Here is a 14013-nt window from a genome sequence, read left to right as displayed (position 1 = left end):
TTCAATTGAAGAATGGCCGCGTACTCAAGGGCAAGGATCGATTACATGAATGAAAAACAAGTCGTCATGAAAAGCACTTCAAAAGAGCTGACTATGTTCCTGGTCTGCTCGACGGTTTATCGACTGTTTTCCGGCGCGCTGCTGGTCTCGTTGACGTGGACCATACTCAATCAGAACGAAGGCGATTACCTGCCGCTGGCGCTGGCGATTTTCTGCTCGTTTATACCGGCCTTTGTCACGCCAGTGATGATCAAGCGCCTGTCGAGCCGAATGAACGGCCGCCAGATGAGCAGCTGGTTTCTGATGTGTCTGACCGGCCTCAGCCTGGTTTCGGGAGTATCCAGAGACTTTACCATCGGCCTGCTGATCATCAATCTGTTTGTCTGGCTGATGATCATGCTGCTCGAAGCCAGCCTGGATATGTGGTTCACCCAGATTCAACGTGGCATGGACGAAACGATGGTACGCCGGATCAGCGGGGCAACCACTGCCACCAGCCAGGCGGCCCTGATGATCGGCCCTTTGCTGGCGGCGGGCTTGATGCCGATTCTGACCGGTGTTGGGTTCTCCATTTTGCTGTGCGCCGGCTTCTTGTTGGTCGCAGCCATTTGCTACACGCGTGACAGTCTACCGGTGGCGGCGCAGGAGGCTGGCGAAGTAGCGGCTCCAGCCAAACTTCCGCTAGCGCTGTTTGTGCCGATGGTACTTATCTGGCCAATCCTCGGGGCGTTCAACTTTATGCTGCCCGTCTATGTGTCGAGCCACGGCTGGGCGCTGTTTGAACTGGGTGTGCTCGATGCGGTGTTCGGCATGGGCATGGCGCTGATCGGGGTGCTGGTCATCATTGCCAATACCGGTCGTAACCTGTTGGCTTATCTGTCAGCCCTGATTGCGCTGGCGGTGATTTCCACGTCAATGTGGTTGCTGATGCCAGACACTCTGATACTGAAAGCACTGAGCCTGTTGATTCTCGGTATGGCTTTCGGCGGCGCGCGGGTGCATATCCGTGTCGCCATCGCCTGCCGCTACAGCGAGGCCGCTGTGGGCTTGTATGTCAGCCGGGCGAATGCCCTGGCCACGCCGGTGCTGCTGTTGATCCTCAGCCTGCAATTGGCAATGATCGAGAACGCTTGGCTACTTCCGTTCCTGCTGGTCACATTGACCGCCGCTCTGTTGTTGCAGACATCGGCGACCCGCTTTGCCCGAGGGCATACGCGCGTCGAAGCAGTGGGTGCCTGAAAAGTCGCCCTGCATTTCACTTAACAGCTTCGGCAGTCAGTAAAGGCATCCCGCGCCTGGAAGATCGTCTGCAAACGCGATCCGTTTCGGCACTTTGGCAATCAGCTCCTGCAATGGACTCACAGGCTGATCCCGACGTCGAAAACAATGCTGCGACCCAGGTTGCTGCGCAGAAAATCCGGCGCATCCGGGTGCGCGAACAGCACACGGGCGAAGGTCGGACCGACCAGCGACAACGAGCGCCAGCCCTGGCGCAGGTATTCGGTGGGCGGTGGGAAATGGCTGTTGAGGTCCAGCACTTCGCGCTTGAGGCTGGCGAAGGCGATGATGTCCAGTTCGCCCAGATCCATGCCGCGTTCTTTGTAGTTGTGGGCTTTTTTGCGCAAGGTCGGCGCCAGTCTCAGCAGAAACTCATTGGCCGGGATGCGCCGGGGCTTGGCCTCGCGCCGTACCAGCTGACTCAGGGAAAACGCGCTGCGCCGGCGTTGCAGCTCATCGCGCCATTCGTCGTTGAGGCGTCGGCCTTCATCGAGCACAAAAAACACTTCGAAACTGGCGTCACGAAACAGCACGTCCGGCGGCTCCCCGGCCGGGGCGAATTCGTCGGCGCGATAGGGAATGTTCAGGCCTTGCAGCAGGCGCTGACAGACCCAACGCTCACGCTCCCATTTGCGGGCATTGGACAGGAACGCGTTGGCTTGCTCGGCCGCGATGGTCAGCAGGCGTAAATAATCTGAGTCATCCATAGGCCCAAGCTTAGCGTTCAAATGCGATCGCAAAGAAGACAGTTTATCGGAGAGGGTCATATCTGCCGGATTTGCGGCCCACCATGCCCGCAACACTCCTCATCCCGCGCCCGGTTCAGGGCATTGCACAAAACGGATAGCGATCTGCGCAAAGCGGATATTGCCCCGTGCCTGGCGCCTCTACCCTCGGCTGTACGGACGTTAGCCGCGTTACCGACGCTCTTAAAAAAACAACAACAAGAGATAAATGCCATGCGCAAGATCGACGTACATGAGGTTATCGACAACGCACGATTCAACCGCTTTCACTGGATGGTGCTGTTCTGGTGTGCCCTGATCATCATTTTCGACGGTTACGATTTGGTGATCTACGGCGTGGTGCTGCCGATGCTGATGAAAGAGTGGGGGCTCAGTCCCCTGCAAGCGGGCGCACTGGGCAGTTATGCACTGTTCGGAATGATGTTCGGTGCGCTGTTTTTCGGCCCGCTGTCGGACAAGATCGGCCGCAAAAAAGCCATCACGATCTGCGTGATGCTCTTCAGCGGTTTTACCGTGCTCAATGGTTTTGCCCGCAACCCCACCGAGTTTGGCCTGTGCCGGTTCATTGCTGGCCTGGGCATCGGCGGGGTGATGCCCAACGTCGTGGCGCTGATGAACGAGTACGCGCCGAAGAAAATCCGCAGCACGCTGGTGGCGATCATGTTCAGCGGCTATTCGGTAGGCGGCATGCTCTCGGCGGGGCTCGGTATCGTGCTGATCCCGAGTTTTGGCTGGCAGTCGGTGTTTTACGTGGCGGTGCTGCCGTTGCTGTTGTTGCCATTGATCATGTACTTCCTGCCCGAGTCGGTGGGTTTCATGCTGCGTCAGGGGCGCAATGAAGAGGCACGCAACATCCTGCAGCGGGTTGATCCGGCGTACGTCGCGCAATCCAGCGATCAGCTGCACATGAGCGAAGTGAAGGGCACTGGCACCCGGGTGTTGCAACTGTTTCGCGAAGGTCGTGCGCTACGCACGCTGATGTTGTGGCTGGCGTTTTTCTGCTGCTTGCTGATGGTCTACGCCTTGAGTTCCTGGCTGCCGAAACTGATGGCCAACGCCGGTTACAGCCTGGGCTCGAGTCTATCGTTCCTGCTGGTGCTCAACTTCGGTGCCATATTCGGCGCGGTCGGCGGCGGTGTGCTGGGAGACAAACTCAATCTGCCGCGGGTGTTGGCGGTGTTCTTCGCCGTGGCTGCGGTGTCGATCACCTTGCTGGGTTTCAACAGCCCGATGCCGCTGTTGTATTTGCTGATCGCCATCGCCGGCGCCACCACCATCGGCTCGCAGATCCTGTTGTACGCCTGCGCCGCGCAGTTCTACTCCATGACCATTCGCTCCACCGGTTTGGGTTGGGCGTCGGGCATCGGGCGCAACGGTGCCATCGTCGGACCGCTGCTGGGCGGTGCGTTGCTCGGGATTAGCCTGCCGCTGCAACTGAACTTCATGGCATTTGCCTTGCCCGGTGCGGTGGCCGCAATGGCCATGACCGTGTTCGCCGTTAGCAGTCGGCGCAGTGCTAAACAAGCGCTGTCGGGCCTGCGCCACGGTTCGCCCGACGGGGCTGTTGGCGACGCTTCATGAGAGCGTTAGTCCGGGACTTTTCCCTGTCTGCGGCAGTCGCCGGATTTATCGCCACGGTGATTTCCTACGCAGGCCCATTGGTGATCATCTTTCAGGCCGCCGAGACCGCGCACCTCTCGCGGGAGGTGCTGTCGTCGTGGGTCTGGGCGATTTCCATCGGCAGCGCCGTGCTCGGCATCGGTCTGAGCCTGCGTTACCGCGTCCCGGTGATTATCGCGTGGTCGGCGCCGGGTTCGGCGTTGCTGGTGGCGTTGTTGCCGGGGATCTCCCTGCCGGAGGCGGTGGGTGCTTATCTGGTCAGCAGCCTGATTATCTTTCTGGTCGGGGTGTCGGGGGCGTTTGACCGGATCATCGGCAAACTGCCCGCGGCCATTGCGGCAGCGATGCTGGCGGGGATTCTGTTCAGCTTCGGCACCGGGTTATTCGTCTCGTTGCAGGGCAAGCCGCTGCTGGTGCTGGCGATGTTCGCTACGTACCTGATCTGCAAACGGCTGATGCCGCGGTATGCGGTGTTGATGGTGCTGCTGGTGGGCTGCTCGATGGCTTTTCTTGCCGGTGATTTGCACAGCGATGCGTTGGTGATCGGGTTGGCCACGCCGGTGTGGATCACGCCCGCGTTCAGCCTGAGCGCGACCCTGAATATCGCCTTGCCGTTGGTGATGGTGGCGCTGACGGGCCAGTTTGTTCCCGGCATGGCGGTGCTGCGCGCCAGCGGTTACGCAACACCGGCCGGCCCGATCATCGCCAGCAGTGCGGTGGGCACGGCGCTGTTGGCGCCGTTCGGTTGCCATGGGCTGAATCTGGCAGCCATCACCGCGGCCATTTGTACCGGGCGCGAGGCCCATGAAGATCCCGGCAAACGCTATGTGGCCGGGGTTGTGGGCGGGCTGTGTTACCTGGTGCTGGGGATCTTCGGCGCCACTCTGGTTTCACTGTTTTCGGCGTTTCCCAAAGAACTGATCGCAGCCTTGGCCGGGCTGGCGCTGTTTACTGCGATTGCCGGGGCGTTGGCTGGCGCAATGGCCGTGCCGAGTGATCGCGAAGCCGCGTTGGTGACTTTTCTGACCACCGCGTCGGGCATGTCGTTGTTGGGTTTGTCCGCCGCCTTTTGGGGGCTGATTTTCGGCATGGTCACCCACGTGTTGTTAAACGCCCGTCGTCCCGTTCCCCGCAGCGAATCCGCTGCGACTGAAGCACTTCAACCTGTCGATCAATAAAAATAAGAGAAAAAACGATGAAACAGATTCTTCCAACCGGTTCAGTGTTGTCCATGGCTGTCGTCTCGAGTTTCTCCGCCGGTGCGATGGCGGCCGAGGGCGGGTTCATCGAAGACACCACCGCCACCTTGCAAGCACGCAACTACTATTTCAGCCGGGATTTCTCCGACATCGTCGGGGCCAACCAACAGTCGAAGGCTGAAGAATGGGCGCAGGGCTTCATCCTCAACGTCAAATCCGGTTACACCCAAGGCCCCGTCGGTTTTGGTGTGGATGTCATTGGCCTGCTCGGCCTCAAACTCGACAGCAGCCCGGACCGGGTCAATACCGGTTTGCTGCCGGTGCAGGGTGACGGGCGCGCGGCGAATGAGTACAGCCGCCTGGAGGGCGCATTGAAGGTGCGTTTCTCCAAAACCGAACTGAAGGTGGGTGAGCTGCAACCCAACCTGCCGGTGCTGGCTTTCAGCGATATCCGTTTGCTGCCGCCCAGCTACCAGGGCGCGAGCATCAGCTCTAACGAGATCAATGGCCTGACTGTGCAGGGCGGTCACTTGAGTTCGACCAGCCTGCGCAACGAGGCCGGCGACGAAAAGATGCAAGCCATGCTCGGTCATGTACCGCAGCGTCAGGTCAGCAGTGATGGCTTCAACTTTGCCGGCGCCGATTACGCTTTCAACGATAAACGCAGCTCGGTCAGCGCCTGGTTCGGGCAACTGGAAGACATCTACAACCAGCGTTTTCTCGGCCTCAAACACAGTCAGCCGATGGGCAACTGGATCTTGGGCGCCAACCTTGGTTATTACGATTCGCGCGAAGACGGCAAAAAGCTGCTGGGCAATATCGACAACCAGGCGTTCTTCTCCTTGCTGTCGGCCAAGCGTGGCGGCCACACGTTCTATGTCGGCTATCAGGGCATGTTCGGCGACAACGCCTTCCCGCGGGTGTTTGCCAACATCTCGCCACTGGGCAATGAAGTGCCGACCTACGAGTTTGCCTACACCGATGAGCGCTCCTGGCAGGCGCGTTACGACTACGATTTTGCGGCCCTCGGCGTGCCGGGGCTGACCAGCACTGTGCGCTACATCACCGGCAACAATGTCGATACCGGCAAGGGGTTTGAAGGCAAGGACCGCGAACGCGATCTGGACATCGGCTATGTGCTGCAGAGCGGCAGCCTCAAAGGCCTCGGGATCCGTGTGCGCAATGCGATGGCTCGCTCCAATTACCGCAGTGATATCGACGAGAATCGTCTGATCCTCAGTTACACCTGGACACTGCTATGACCACTGGAAAAGAACACCGACCCTACAACATCGGCGCGAATCTGCCGTTGATGATGGCTGGCGCAGGCTCCGTGATGTTGGGCTGGGGTGATAGCGAGCGGCTGATGCTGGCCGGTGGGATTAACCTCGCGTTGCTGTGTGCGGCGGTGCTTTATCGTCGTCAGCCAAGGGTAACGTTGGCGTCGATGTCCGCACCTGTGTGGCCGGCTGCCGAACCGGTTGTTGTACCGATCAAAGTACCGATCGAAGCACCGCTCGCGCCACCGCCAACAGTGCCGGAGCGCGAGTGGCCGGGGGCCGTTGTGCAGGTCACGCTGGAGCAATTGACCGAGTCCGTGCTGCAAACCGAGGAAGACATGCGCTTTGCCAATCAACTGGCGCGCACGGCAGGTGAACGGGTGAAGGCGAGTGCGCTGAGCATGCAGGCTTCGGCCAGTGTGCTGGAAGATCTGAACCTCTACATGCAGCGTCTGGATCAAGTGTTCGATGAGCTCGGCAGTCAGTCGATGCGCATCGGCGCGATTGTCGGCAGCATCCAGGACATTTCCCGTCAGACCAACCTGTTGGCGTTGAACGCAGCCATTGAGGCGGCGAGGGCGGGCAGCCATGGCCGAGGGTTTGCGGTGGTGGCCGATGAGGTGCGCAATCTCTCGCGTCAGGCAGCGGACTCCAGTGCGCAGATCCGGCAAATCGCTACGGGGCTGGAACAGTCCGCTGAACAGGCACGCCAAGGTCTTCAGCAGTTGTCCGGCTCTACCCGTCTGGGCCTGGAAAAGGCCGGAGTGGCCCTGCACTCGATGGGCGAACTGCAAAGCGGTGCGGTTGCCAGGGTCGAGGTGGTCGAACGCATCATGGCGCGCCTGGCCGGTTTGCACGATCTGGCCTTGCAGGCGAAACGAATGATCGTGTGAGTCGTGCAGTGTGCCAGTGATTACAGGTCGCTCGTGCAATCACCCATGACCTCGTACGTCACGCGATGGGTCTGGCCTTGATGATCGACATACTCCATGGTCGCAGGCACAACTCCGCAGGCGGTCGCGGTGTTCGACACTGAAACGACCTTGGCGATGTCCAGCGGCTGTGCCGGGTTGTACGAGGTAGCGGCGGGCTCGTTGCCGGCGGCGATGGCCGAGGTGGCGACAACGGTCAAAAACAGGCTGATCAGGGTTTTCATTTTTCCGTGCTCCGTGTTGATTCCGATACCTGAATTCTAGTCTTTGCCCGCGACCGATAAAGGGGCTAGCGCCTGATGCAGCCTTACATGAAACGTAACAGTCACCGTCCGTGGAGGGCTTATGGATCTGCTCAATAACTTGCGGGTGTTCGTCCGCGTGGTGGACTGCGCAAGTTTTACCGCCGCCGCCGATGCGCTGGACCTGTCGACCGCGCAAGTGTCGCGGCTGGTGGCCGATCTGGAGCAGCATGTGCAAGCACGCTTGTTGCAACGCACCACGCGGCGGTTGAGCCTGACCGAGGCCGGTGAACGCTTCCTGGTGCGCAGTCGGCAAATACTCGAAGAAATGGAGGTGGCCACAGCCGAGGCCCGCGGCGCCCATCTCAAACCGAGTGGACGGCTGCGGGTTCACAGCATGAATGGCCTGGGCGTACTGATCACGCCATTGATCGCCCGTTACAGCGAGCTTTACCCCGATGTGGTGTTCGAGCTGACGCTGTCGCAGCGCAATCCCGATCCACTGGAGGACGGGCACGATGTGGTGATTTCGATTGCCCATGAACTGGCCGATTCGCAAATGGTCGCCCAGGCCATCGGGCAGATTTACAGTGTGCCCTGCGCCTCCCCGCACTACCTGCAACGGCATGGCGTGCCGAACACACCGATGGCGCTGAACGATCATCGGTGCCTGCGTATGGTCGACCCTTTGTACAGCGATGAATGGGTGTTCCGGGACGAAGAGGGCGAGCATGCCGTCAGCCCGGCCAGGACCTTTCAATGCAACGTCGCCGAGTCGATGGTCAAGGCGTCGGAGGCCGGCATGGGGATCAGTCTGATTCCTTTTTATGCCGCGACGCGTCCCTTGAGCGATGGCACCTTGTTGCGCTTGCTGCCGGGCTGGCGCCCCCGTGAGCGCAATGTGTATGCGCTGTACCCGTCGCGGCGATTTCTCGATGCCAAGGTCCGGACCTGGGTGGACTTTCTCAAAGCCGAATTGCCCAAGCTATTCGCTGAACACGAGGCGGTCATGAGCGATCCACGGCATTGGGCCTGAAGTCGGAGGGTGTACGAGGGGCGGTGTAGACTGAGGGCCTGTTCTCTTTCGACTAGACAAGGGAGTGTGCCCAGCCATGATCGGCGCCGAGTTACTGTCACCTGAAACCCTCACGGCAGGGTGGTTTATCTATGTGCCTGTGCTGATCTGGGCCGTTGCGCGAGCACCGTGGGTCGAACTGTTCAGTGACAGTCGCCGCCAGCATCTGTTGTTCGGCACGGTGTTCGCGCTGTTCATGCTCTGGCTGGTGCGACAAGACTTCGACACCGGCGTGTCCTACCACTTTATCGGCATGACCGCCGTGACCCTGTTGCTCGACTGGCCGCTGGCGATTGTCGGCGGGTTGGTCGCGCAAACGGGATTAGTGCTGCTCGGGCGGCAAGATCTGGCGGCGATGGGGGTCAACGGCGCGCTGCTGATTCTACTGCCGGTGCTGGTCACCGAGTGCTGCGCGATCCTGGTGGAGCGAGCGCAACCGCGTAATCCCTTTGTGTATATCTTCGTGTCCGGGTTTTTTGCAGCGGCGCTGTCGGCGTTGCTGTGCCTGCTGCTGGCGCTGTGGTTGCTGTGGTTCGACGAACGTTTCGCCATGCCGTATTGGCTGGAAGATTTTGTCGGTTATCTGTGGCTGCTGATTTTCCCGGAAGCGTTCATCAACGGCATGGTGGTCAGCGCGCTGGTGGTGTTTTGCCCCGAGTGGCTGGAGACGTTCAACCGCACGCGCTACCTTTCGGCCCCCTGGAAAGACGACGATCCCAAATCTTGATCCACATCAAAGGCAAAAATCACTCACGAATCCATGCTCTGGAAAACCTTCAGGAGCATCGAAATGAGTGTCTACGAATGGGCAAGGCAGGAGTTGCGTCAGAGTCTGGATGGGGCGCAGGAAGTGGGGTTTGACCCGGGGTTGAGCCTGCGTGCCTTGCTCAGTGCAGTGGTGCAACAGAGCAAGGCGGTGCGCAGCGCCGAAGACCTGGCCGATGAGTTGCGTTTTCTTGCGGAAAACCTCGATGACAGCCAGGACTACGGTTTTATGCGGCCTTGAAGATCAGTGACGCGGGTCGAAGTCTTCGCTGAACAGTTCGTCTTCGGCATCTGGACTGACCGGAATCTTGTGTTCTTCCGAGGCCCAGGCGCCCAGGTCAATCAGCTTGCAACGGTCCGAACAGAATGGCCGGAATGTGCTATCAGCACTCCATTCAACAGGGGCGCCACAGGTTGGGCATTCGACGACAGGGGGTTGGCTCATGACTGGCCTCCACGCAAAGTAAGGTAAAAGTGATGCAGGCGTTCGACCTCGCTGTGCAGCCAGGCGAGGTCGCGGTCGTTGACCACCACCTCGTCGGCATGGCTCACGCGGTCCTGTCGGCTGGATTGGGCCTTGAGGATCGCCTGGACCTGTTGCTCGCTGGTCTGGTCACGCTGCAGGGTGCGCTCGATCTGTAGTTGTTCCGGGGCATCGATCACCAGAACCCGCTGGGTCATGGCGTACTGCCCGGACTCGATCAGCAGCGGCGAAACCAGAATCGCGTAAGGCGATTGTGCCTTGGCCAGATGATCGGCGATTTCCTTGGCGATCAGCGGATGCAGCAACGCTTCGAGCCAGCGGCGTTCGTCTGGCACTTCGAAGATCAGTTTGCGCAACGCCGCGCGATCCAGCTGTCCGTCGGCTTGCAATACGCCCGGACCGAAGTGTTCGGCGATCCTGGCCAGCGCCGGGCGACCTGGTTCCACCACCCAGCGCGCTGCGTGATCGGCGTCCACCACGTGTACGCCCAGGTCGATGAAGTGCTGGGCAGCCGCGCTTTTGCCGCTGCCGATGCCGCCGGTCAGGCCGAGAATCCAGGGTTTTTCCACAGGGGTATTCATTTCAAACCGACAAACTGCCAATAGAAGTCGGTTATTTGACCACCCCAGAGCAAGGCAATCCAGCCGGCAATTGCCAGAAAGGGTCCGAAGGGGATCGGCGTCGAGGTTTTCGCGTTGCGCAGGCGCAGTAAAATCACCCCGATGATCGCCCCCACGAGCGATGACAGCAGGATAGTCAGGGGCAACATCTGCCAGCCGCCCCACGCCCCGAGCATTGCCAGCAATTTAAAATCGCCATGACCGATGCCGTCCTTGCCGGTGATCAGCTTGAACAGCCAGAACACCGACCACAACGCCATATAGCCGGCCACCGCGCCCCACAATGCTTCATGTAAGGACACGAAGAGTCCGAAGCTGTTGACGATCAGCCCCAGCCATATCAGCGGCAGCACCAGCACATCCGGCAGCAGTTGGTGCTCGGCGTCGATCAGGCTCATCGTCAGCAATCCCCAGCTCAGGACCAGCGCCATGCAGGCCTGCCAGCCGAAACCGAAATGCCAGGCGATGAACGCCGAGAGCAGGCCGCAGGCCAGTTCGGTCAGCGGGTAACGTTTGCTGATCGCTGCCGCGCAGTTCGAGCATCGACCCCGTAAAAACAGATAACTGAGCAGCGGAATGTTTTCCCAGGCGCGGATTCGATGGCCGCAATGTGGGCACTGGGAATGGGGCAGTATCAGATTGAAGGTCGGCAGCGGCGTCTCGCTCGGCAAGCCCAACACGTCACGTGCCTCCTGAAGCCATTCGCGGTTGAGCATTTTTGGCAGGCGCCAGACCACCACGTTGAGAAAGCTGCCAATCAGCAGGCCGACCAACATGGCTGCGATCACGAAGGTCAACGGGTAGAGGGTCAGAGTGTCGTTCAAGGGCATGTCAGATCGCTGAGCCGAGTTGGAAGATGGGCAGGTACATCGCAACCACCAGGCCACCGACGATAACACCCAGCACCACCATGATGAACGGCTCCATCAGGCTGGTGAGGTTATCGACCATGTTGTCCACTTCCTCCTCATAGAAGCTCGCGACCTTGTCGAGCATATCGTCCAGTGCGCCGGACTCTTCGCCAATCGCAGTCATCTGGATCGCCATGGTGGGAAAGATGCCGGAGGTGCGCATGGCAAAGTTCAGCTGCATACCGGTGGATACGTCCTGCTTGATGCGCAGCACCGCACGCTTGAATACGATGTTGCCCGTCGCCCCGGCTACCGAATCCAGGGCTTCTACCAGCGGCACCCCGGCGGCGAAAGTGGTCGACAGTGTGCGGGCGTAACGGGCCACGGCAGACTTGTACATCAACGTGCCAATCAACGGCAGTTTCAGTAACCATGTGTCCATCCAGTCCCGAAAGCCCTGCGACGTTTTAAAGGCGTGGCGCACGCCGAAAATCACCGCGATCAGCACGCCGAGCAACATCCACCACCACGCCTGCATGAACTCCGACAAGCCAATGACCATCACAGTGAAAGCCGGCAATTCGGCGCCAAACCCTTTGAATACCGATTCGAACTGCGGCACCACTTTGATCAGCAAAATTGCGGACACAATGATCGCAATGAACACCACAGCCAGCGGGTAGGTCATGGCCTTCTTGATCTTGGCCTTGAGGCTTTCACTCTTTTCCTTATAGGTCGCCACTCTCTCCAGCAGGGTATCGAGGGCGCCGGCCTGCTCGCCGGCATCTACCAGGTTGCAGTAGAGCTCATCGAAGTATTGGGGCTTTTTGCGCAGGGAAGCGGCGAAGCTGTTACCCGCCGCGACTTCCTGTTTTACCTCGTCTATCAGTGTGCGCATGGCCGGGTTATCGAAGCCTTCACCGATGATGTCGAAGGACTGCAACAGCGGTACACCGGCTTTCATCATGGTCGCCATCTGCCGGGTGAACAGGGCAATGTCCCGGGCCTTGATGCGCTTGCCCAGGTTGAAAATCGAGGTGGACTTCTTGCGTACCTTGCCGGGGTTGATGCCCTGTTTGCGCAACTGGGCCTTGATCAACGCCGGGTTCTGACCGCTCAACTCACCCGTCACTTTGGTGCCTTTGCGGTCTGTACCTTCCCAGGCGTAGACGCTGATTTTTGCTGCTTTGACCGCCATATTCAGTCCTTGGTGACCCGGTTGATTTCTTCAAGGCTGGTGATGCCTTGCATGGCCTTGAGCAGGCCCGATGTCCGCAGGTCGTTGAAGCCGTCTTTACGCATCTGACTGTCAATTTCCAGTGAATTGCCTTCGGCCATGATCAGCCGTTGCAGGTCCTGTGTGTTCTTCACCACTTCATAAATCCCGACTCGCCCTTTGTAACCGCCGTTGCAGTGATCGCAACCGATCGGTTCATAGATCGTGAATGAGCCGATGCGTTCCTCGGGGAAGCCTTCCTTGAGTAGCGCCTCCCGGGGAATCTCGATGGGTTTCTTGCAATGGCTGCACAGCTTGCGTGCCAGGCGCTGGGCAATGATCAGGCTGATCGAGGTGGCAATGTTGAAACCCGCGATGCCCATGTTGTGCAGGCGAATCAGGGTTTCGGCGGCGCTGTTGGTGTGCAGGGTCGACAGCACCATGTGGCCGGTCTGGGCGGCTTTGATGGCGATTTCGGCGGTTTCGAGGTCGCGGATCTCGCCGACCATGATCACGTCCGGGTCCTGTCGCAGAAATGAGCGCAGCGCCTGGGCGAAGTCCATTCCCTGTTTGGGGTTGACGCTGACCTGGTTGATGCCTTCCATGTTGATTTCCACCGGGTCTTCGGCGGTGGAGATGTTGATGTCCACGGTGTTGAGAATGTTCAGCCCGGTGTAGAGCGACACGGTTTTGCCCGAACCGGTGGGCCCGGTCACCAGAATCATCCCTTGTGGCTGCTTGAGGGCGGCCATGTACAGGTCTTTCTGATCGGGCTCATAGCCGAGGGCGTCGATGCCCATTTGAGCGCTGGACGGGTCGAGGATCCGGATCACCACTTTCTCGCCCCACAGGGTCGGCAGGGTGTTGACCCGGAAGTCGATGGATTTGCTCTTGGACAGATGCATCTTGATCCGTCCGTCCTGGGGCCGGCGCCGTTCGGAGATGTCGAGGCTGGCCATGACTTTCAGCCGCGCCGCGATCCGATTGGCCAGTTGAATCGGTGGTTTGGCGACTTCACGCAAAATACCGTCGGTACGCACCCGCACGCGGTAGGTTTTTTCATAGGGTTCGAAATGCAGGTCGGAAGAGCCGCTCTTGATTGCATCGAGCAACATCTTGTGGACGAAGCGCACCACCGGCGCGTCATCGGCATCTTGTCCGGCGAGGGCTTCCAGTTTGCTGTCATCGATCGACTCGATGTCCACACCATCGAGGTCAACGTCGGCCATGTCTTCCAGGCCGGCGCCTTGGGTATCGAAGAATTTTTCGATGGCGTCGCTGAGTTTGTCCTCCTCCACCAGGATGGCTTCAGTGTTCAGCCCGGTGCTGAACTGGATGTCATTGATGGCTTGCTGATTGGTCGGGTCGGAAACGCCCACGAACAACTTGTTGCCGCGCCGCCAGAGGGGCAGGGCGTGGTGCTGACGAATCAGCTTCTCGCTGACCAGTCCCTTGGGCTGGGTCTCCTTGTTCAGGCAGTTGAGGTCCAGCAGGGCCATGCCAAAGTGTTCCGAGGCAATCTCGGCCACCTGGCGGCTTTGCACCAGTTTGCTCTGCACCAGGTAAGTGACCAGGGAGATGCGATTGCGTAGGGCTTGCTGATACGCCTGTTGCGCGCTTTTGTCAGTGAGCAGCTCGGCCAGGACCAATTGTTTGGCCAGACCGCTAAGGGCGATGTCATTCATGGGGATACCGGACGCAGACA

The 14013-nt window shown here is 59.5% G+C and carries 14 protein-coding genes and 1 pseudogene; 8 read left to right on the top strand and 7 right to left on the bottom strand.

All coding sequences use genetic code 11. The features are described 5' to 3' along the window. Positions 1-45: 45 nt before the first annotated feature. Complete coding sequence (locus ACYZTW_RS28790) at positions 46-1239, top strand: MFS transporter (RefSeq protein ID WP_462002750.1); 1194 nt, start codon at positions 46-48, stop codon at positions 1237-1239. A gap of 119 nt (positions 1240-1358) precedes the next feature. Here ACYZTW_RS28790 and ACYZTW_RS28785 read toward each other — a convergent pair whose 3' ends face one another. Beyond that, positions 1359-1985: a DUF1780 domain-containing protein gene (locus ACYZTW_RS28785; protein ID WP_007970534.1), complete on the bottom strand. Its 627-nt coding sequence runs from the start codon at positions 1983-1985 to the stop codon at positions 1359-1361. Between the two features lie 252 nt (positions 1986-2237). On the opposite strand from ACYZTW_RS28785, the gene ACYZTW_RS28780 reads away from it, so the two are divergent. The 4 genes and pseudogenes from ACYZTW_RS28780 to ACYZTW_RS28765 all read left to right on the top strand — a co-directional run. Further along, positions 2238-3605: an aromatic acid/H+ symport family MFS transporter gene (locus tag ACYZTW_RS28780; RefSeq protein ID WP_462002749.1), complete on the top strand. Its 1368-nt coding sequence runs from the start codon at positions 2238-2240 to the stop codon at positions 3603-3605. Continuing rightward, the gene (locus ACYZTW_RS28775) at positions 3602-4822 is read left to right on the top strand and encodes a benzoate/H(+) symporter BenE family transporter (RefSeq protein WP_462002748.1); all 1221 of its coding nucleotides are present in this window, start codon (positions 3602-3604) and stop codon (positions 4820-4822) included. The genes ACYZTW_RS28780 and ACYZTW_RS28775 overlap by 4 nt, the downstream gene beginning before the upstream one ends. A gap of 17 nt (positions 4823-4839) precedes the next feature. Next, entirely contained in the window at positions 4840-6105 is a 1266-nt protein-coding gene (locus ACYZTW_RS28770) for an OprD family porin (RefSeq protein ID WP_462002747.1), read from the top strand. A 518-nt stretch (positions 6106-6623) separates the two neighbouring features. Further along, positions 6624-7016: pseudogene (locus tag ACYZTW_RS28765) on the top strand (methyl-accepting chemotaxis protein); the annotation flags it as partial. A 20-nt stretch (positions 7017-7036) separates the two neighbouring features. On the opposite strand, the gene ACYZTW_RS28760 reads toward ACYZTW_RS28765, so the two are convergent. Further along, complete coding sequence (locus tag ACYZTW_RS28760; protein WP_462002746.1) at positions 7037-7279, bottom strand: DUF2790 domain-containing protein; 243 nt, start codon at positions 7277-7279, stop codon at positions 7037-7039. A 121-nt stretch (positions 7280-7400) separates the two neighbouring features. Here ACYZTW_RS28760 and ACYZTW_RS28755 point away from each other — a divergent pair, with 121 nt between their 5' ends. From ACYZTW_RS28755 to ACYZTW_RS28745, 3 genes are all read left to right on the top strand, one after another. Then, positions 7401-8333, top strand: coding sequence for a LysR family transcriptional regulator (locus ACYZTW_RS28755; RefSeq protein ID WP_462002745.1), 933 nt, complete (start codon positions 7401-7403; stop codon positions 8331-8333). Positions 8334-8409: 76 nt separating this feature from the next. After that, positions 8410-9099: an energy-coupling factor ABC transporter permease gene (locus ACYZTW_RS28750; protein WP_462002744.1), complete on the top strand. Its 690-nt coding sequence runs from the start codon at positions 8410-8412 to the stop codon at positions 9097-9099. A gap of 63 nt (positions 9100-9162) precedes the next feature. Further along, the gene (locus tag ACYZTW_RS28745; protein WP_033054332.1) at positions 9163-9378 is read left to right on the top strand and encodes a hypothetical protein; all 216 of its coding nucleotides are present in this window, start codon (positions 9163-9165) and stop codon (positions 9376-9378) included. A gap of 3 nt (positions 9379-9381) precedes the next feature. On the opposite strand, the gene yacG is transcribed toward ACYZTW_RS28745, so the two are convergent. From yacG to pilB, 5 genes are read right to left on the bottom strand one after another with little or no spacing between them, the layout of a single operon-like run. Further along, the gene (gene yacG / locus ACYZTW_RS28740) at positions 9382-9582 is read right to left on the bottom strand and encodes a DNA gyrase inhibitor YacG (protein ID WP_462002743.1); all 201 of its coding nucleotides are present in this window, start codon (positions 9580-9582) and stop codon (positions 9382-9384) included. Further along, positions 9579-10202: a dephospho-CoA kinase gene (gene coaE, locus ACYZTW_RS28735; RefSeq protein WP_462002742.1), complete on the bottom strand. Its 624-nt coding sequence runs from the start codon at positions 10200-10202 to the stop codon at positions 9579-9581. Before coaE ends, yacG begins: the two co-directional genes overlap by 4 nt. Beyond that, on the bottom strand, positions 10199-11071 hold the full coding sequence (locus tag ACYZTW_RS28730) for a prepilin peptidase (RefSeq protein WP_462002741.1): 873 nt from the start codon (positions 11069-11071) through the stop codon (positions 10199-10201). Before ACYZTW_RS28730 ends, coaE begins: the two co-directional genes overlap by 4 nt. A 1-nt stretch (position 11072) precedes the next feature. Next, a complete protein-coding gene (locus ACYZTW_RS28725) occupies positions 11073-12290 on the bottom strand; it encodes a type II secretion system F family protein (protein WP_462002740.1) in 1218 nt (405 codons plus the stop codon). Positions 12291-12292: 2 nt separating this feature from the next. Next, on the bottom strand, positions 12293-13993 hold the full coding sequence (gene pilB, locus ACYZTW_RS28720; RefSeq protein WP_462002739.1) for a type IV-A pilus assembly ATPase PilB: 1701 nt from the start codon (positions 13991-13993) through the stop codon (positions 12293-12295). Between the last annotated feature and the right edge of the window lie 20 nt (positions 13994-14013).

Source organism: Pseudomonas sp. LB3P25, from assembly GCF_054897985.1.
Note: the sequence above shows the minus strand (reverse complement) of the source record. Positions and strands in the feature narration are given on the sequence as shown.

What these genes read in the sequence shown, in the direction of transcription:
- ACYZTW_RS28790 (WP_462002750.1), top strand. Translation starts at nt 46, where the DNA reads ATGAATGAAAAACAAGTCGTCATGAAAAGCACTTCAAAAGAGCTGACT.
- ACYZTW_RS28785 (WP_007970534.1), bottom strand. Translation starts at nt 1,985, where the DNA reads ATGGATGACTCAGATTATTTACGCCTGCTGACCATCGCGGCCGAGCAA.
- ACYZTW_RS28780 (WP_462002749.1), top strand. Translation starts at nt 2,238, where the DNA reads ATGCGCAAGATCGACGTACATGAGGTTATCGACAACGCACGATTCAAC.
- ACYZTW_RS28775 (WP_462002748.1), top strand. Translation starts at nt 3,602, where the DNA reads ATGAGAGCGTTAGTCCGGGACTTTTCCCTGTCTGCGGCAGTCGCCGGA.
- ACYZTW_RS28770 (WP_462002747.1), top strand. Translation starts at nt 4,840, where the DNA reads ATGAAACAGATTCTTCCAACCGGTTCAGTGTTGTCCATGGCTGTCGTC.
- ACYZTW_RS28760 (WP_462002746.1), bottom strand. Translation starts at nt 7,279, where the DNA reads ATGAAAACCCTGATCAGCCTGTTTTTGACCGTTGTCGCCACCTCGGCC.
- ACYZTW_RS28755 (WP_462002745.1), top strand. Translation starts at nt 7,401, where the DNA reads ATGGATCTGCTCAATAACTTGCGGGTGTTCGTCCGCGTGGTGGACTGC.
- ACYZTW_RS28750 (WP_462002744.1), top strand. Translation starts at nt 8,410, where the DNA reads ATGATCGGCGCCGAGTTACTGTCACCTGAAACCCTCACGGCAGGGTGG.
- ACYZTW_RS28745 (WP_033054332.1), top strand. Translation starts at nt 9,163, where the DNA reads ATGAGTGTCTACGAATGGGCAAGGCAGGAGTTGCGTCAGAGTCTGGAT.
- yacG (WP_462002743.1), bottom strand. Translation starts at nt 9,582, where the DNA reads ATGAGCCAACCCCCTGTCGTCGAATGCCCAACCTGTGGCGCCCCTGTT.
- coaE (WP_462002742.1), bottom strand. Translation starts at nt 10,202, where the DNA reads ATGAATACCCCTGTGGAAAAACCCTGGATTCTCGGCCTGACCGGCGGC.
- ACYZTW_RS28730 (WP_462002741.1), bottom strand. Translation starts at nt 11,071, where the DNA reads ATGCCCTTGAACGACACTCTGACCCTCTACCCGTTGACCTTCGTGATC.
- ACYZTW_RS28725 (WP_462002740.1), bottom strand. Translation starts at nt 12,290, where the DNA reads ATGGCGGTCAAAGCAGCAAAAATCAGCGTCTACGCCTGGGAAGGTACA.
- pilB (WP_462002739.1), bottom strand. Translation starts at nt 13,993, where the DNA reads ATGAATGACATCGCCCTTAGCGGTCTGGCCAAACAATTGGTCCTGGCC.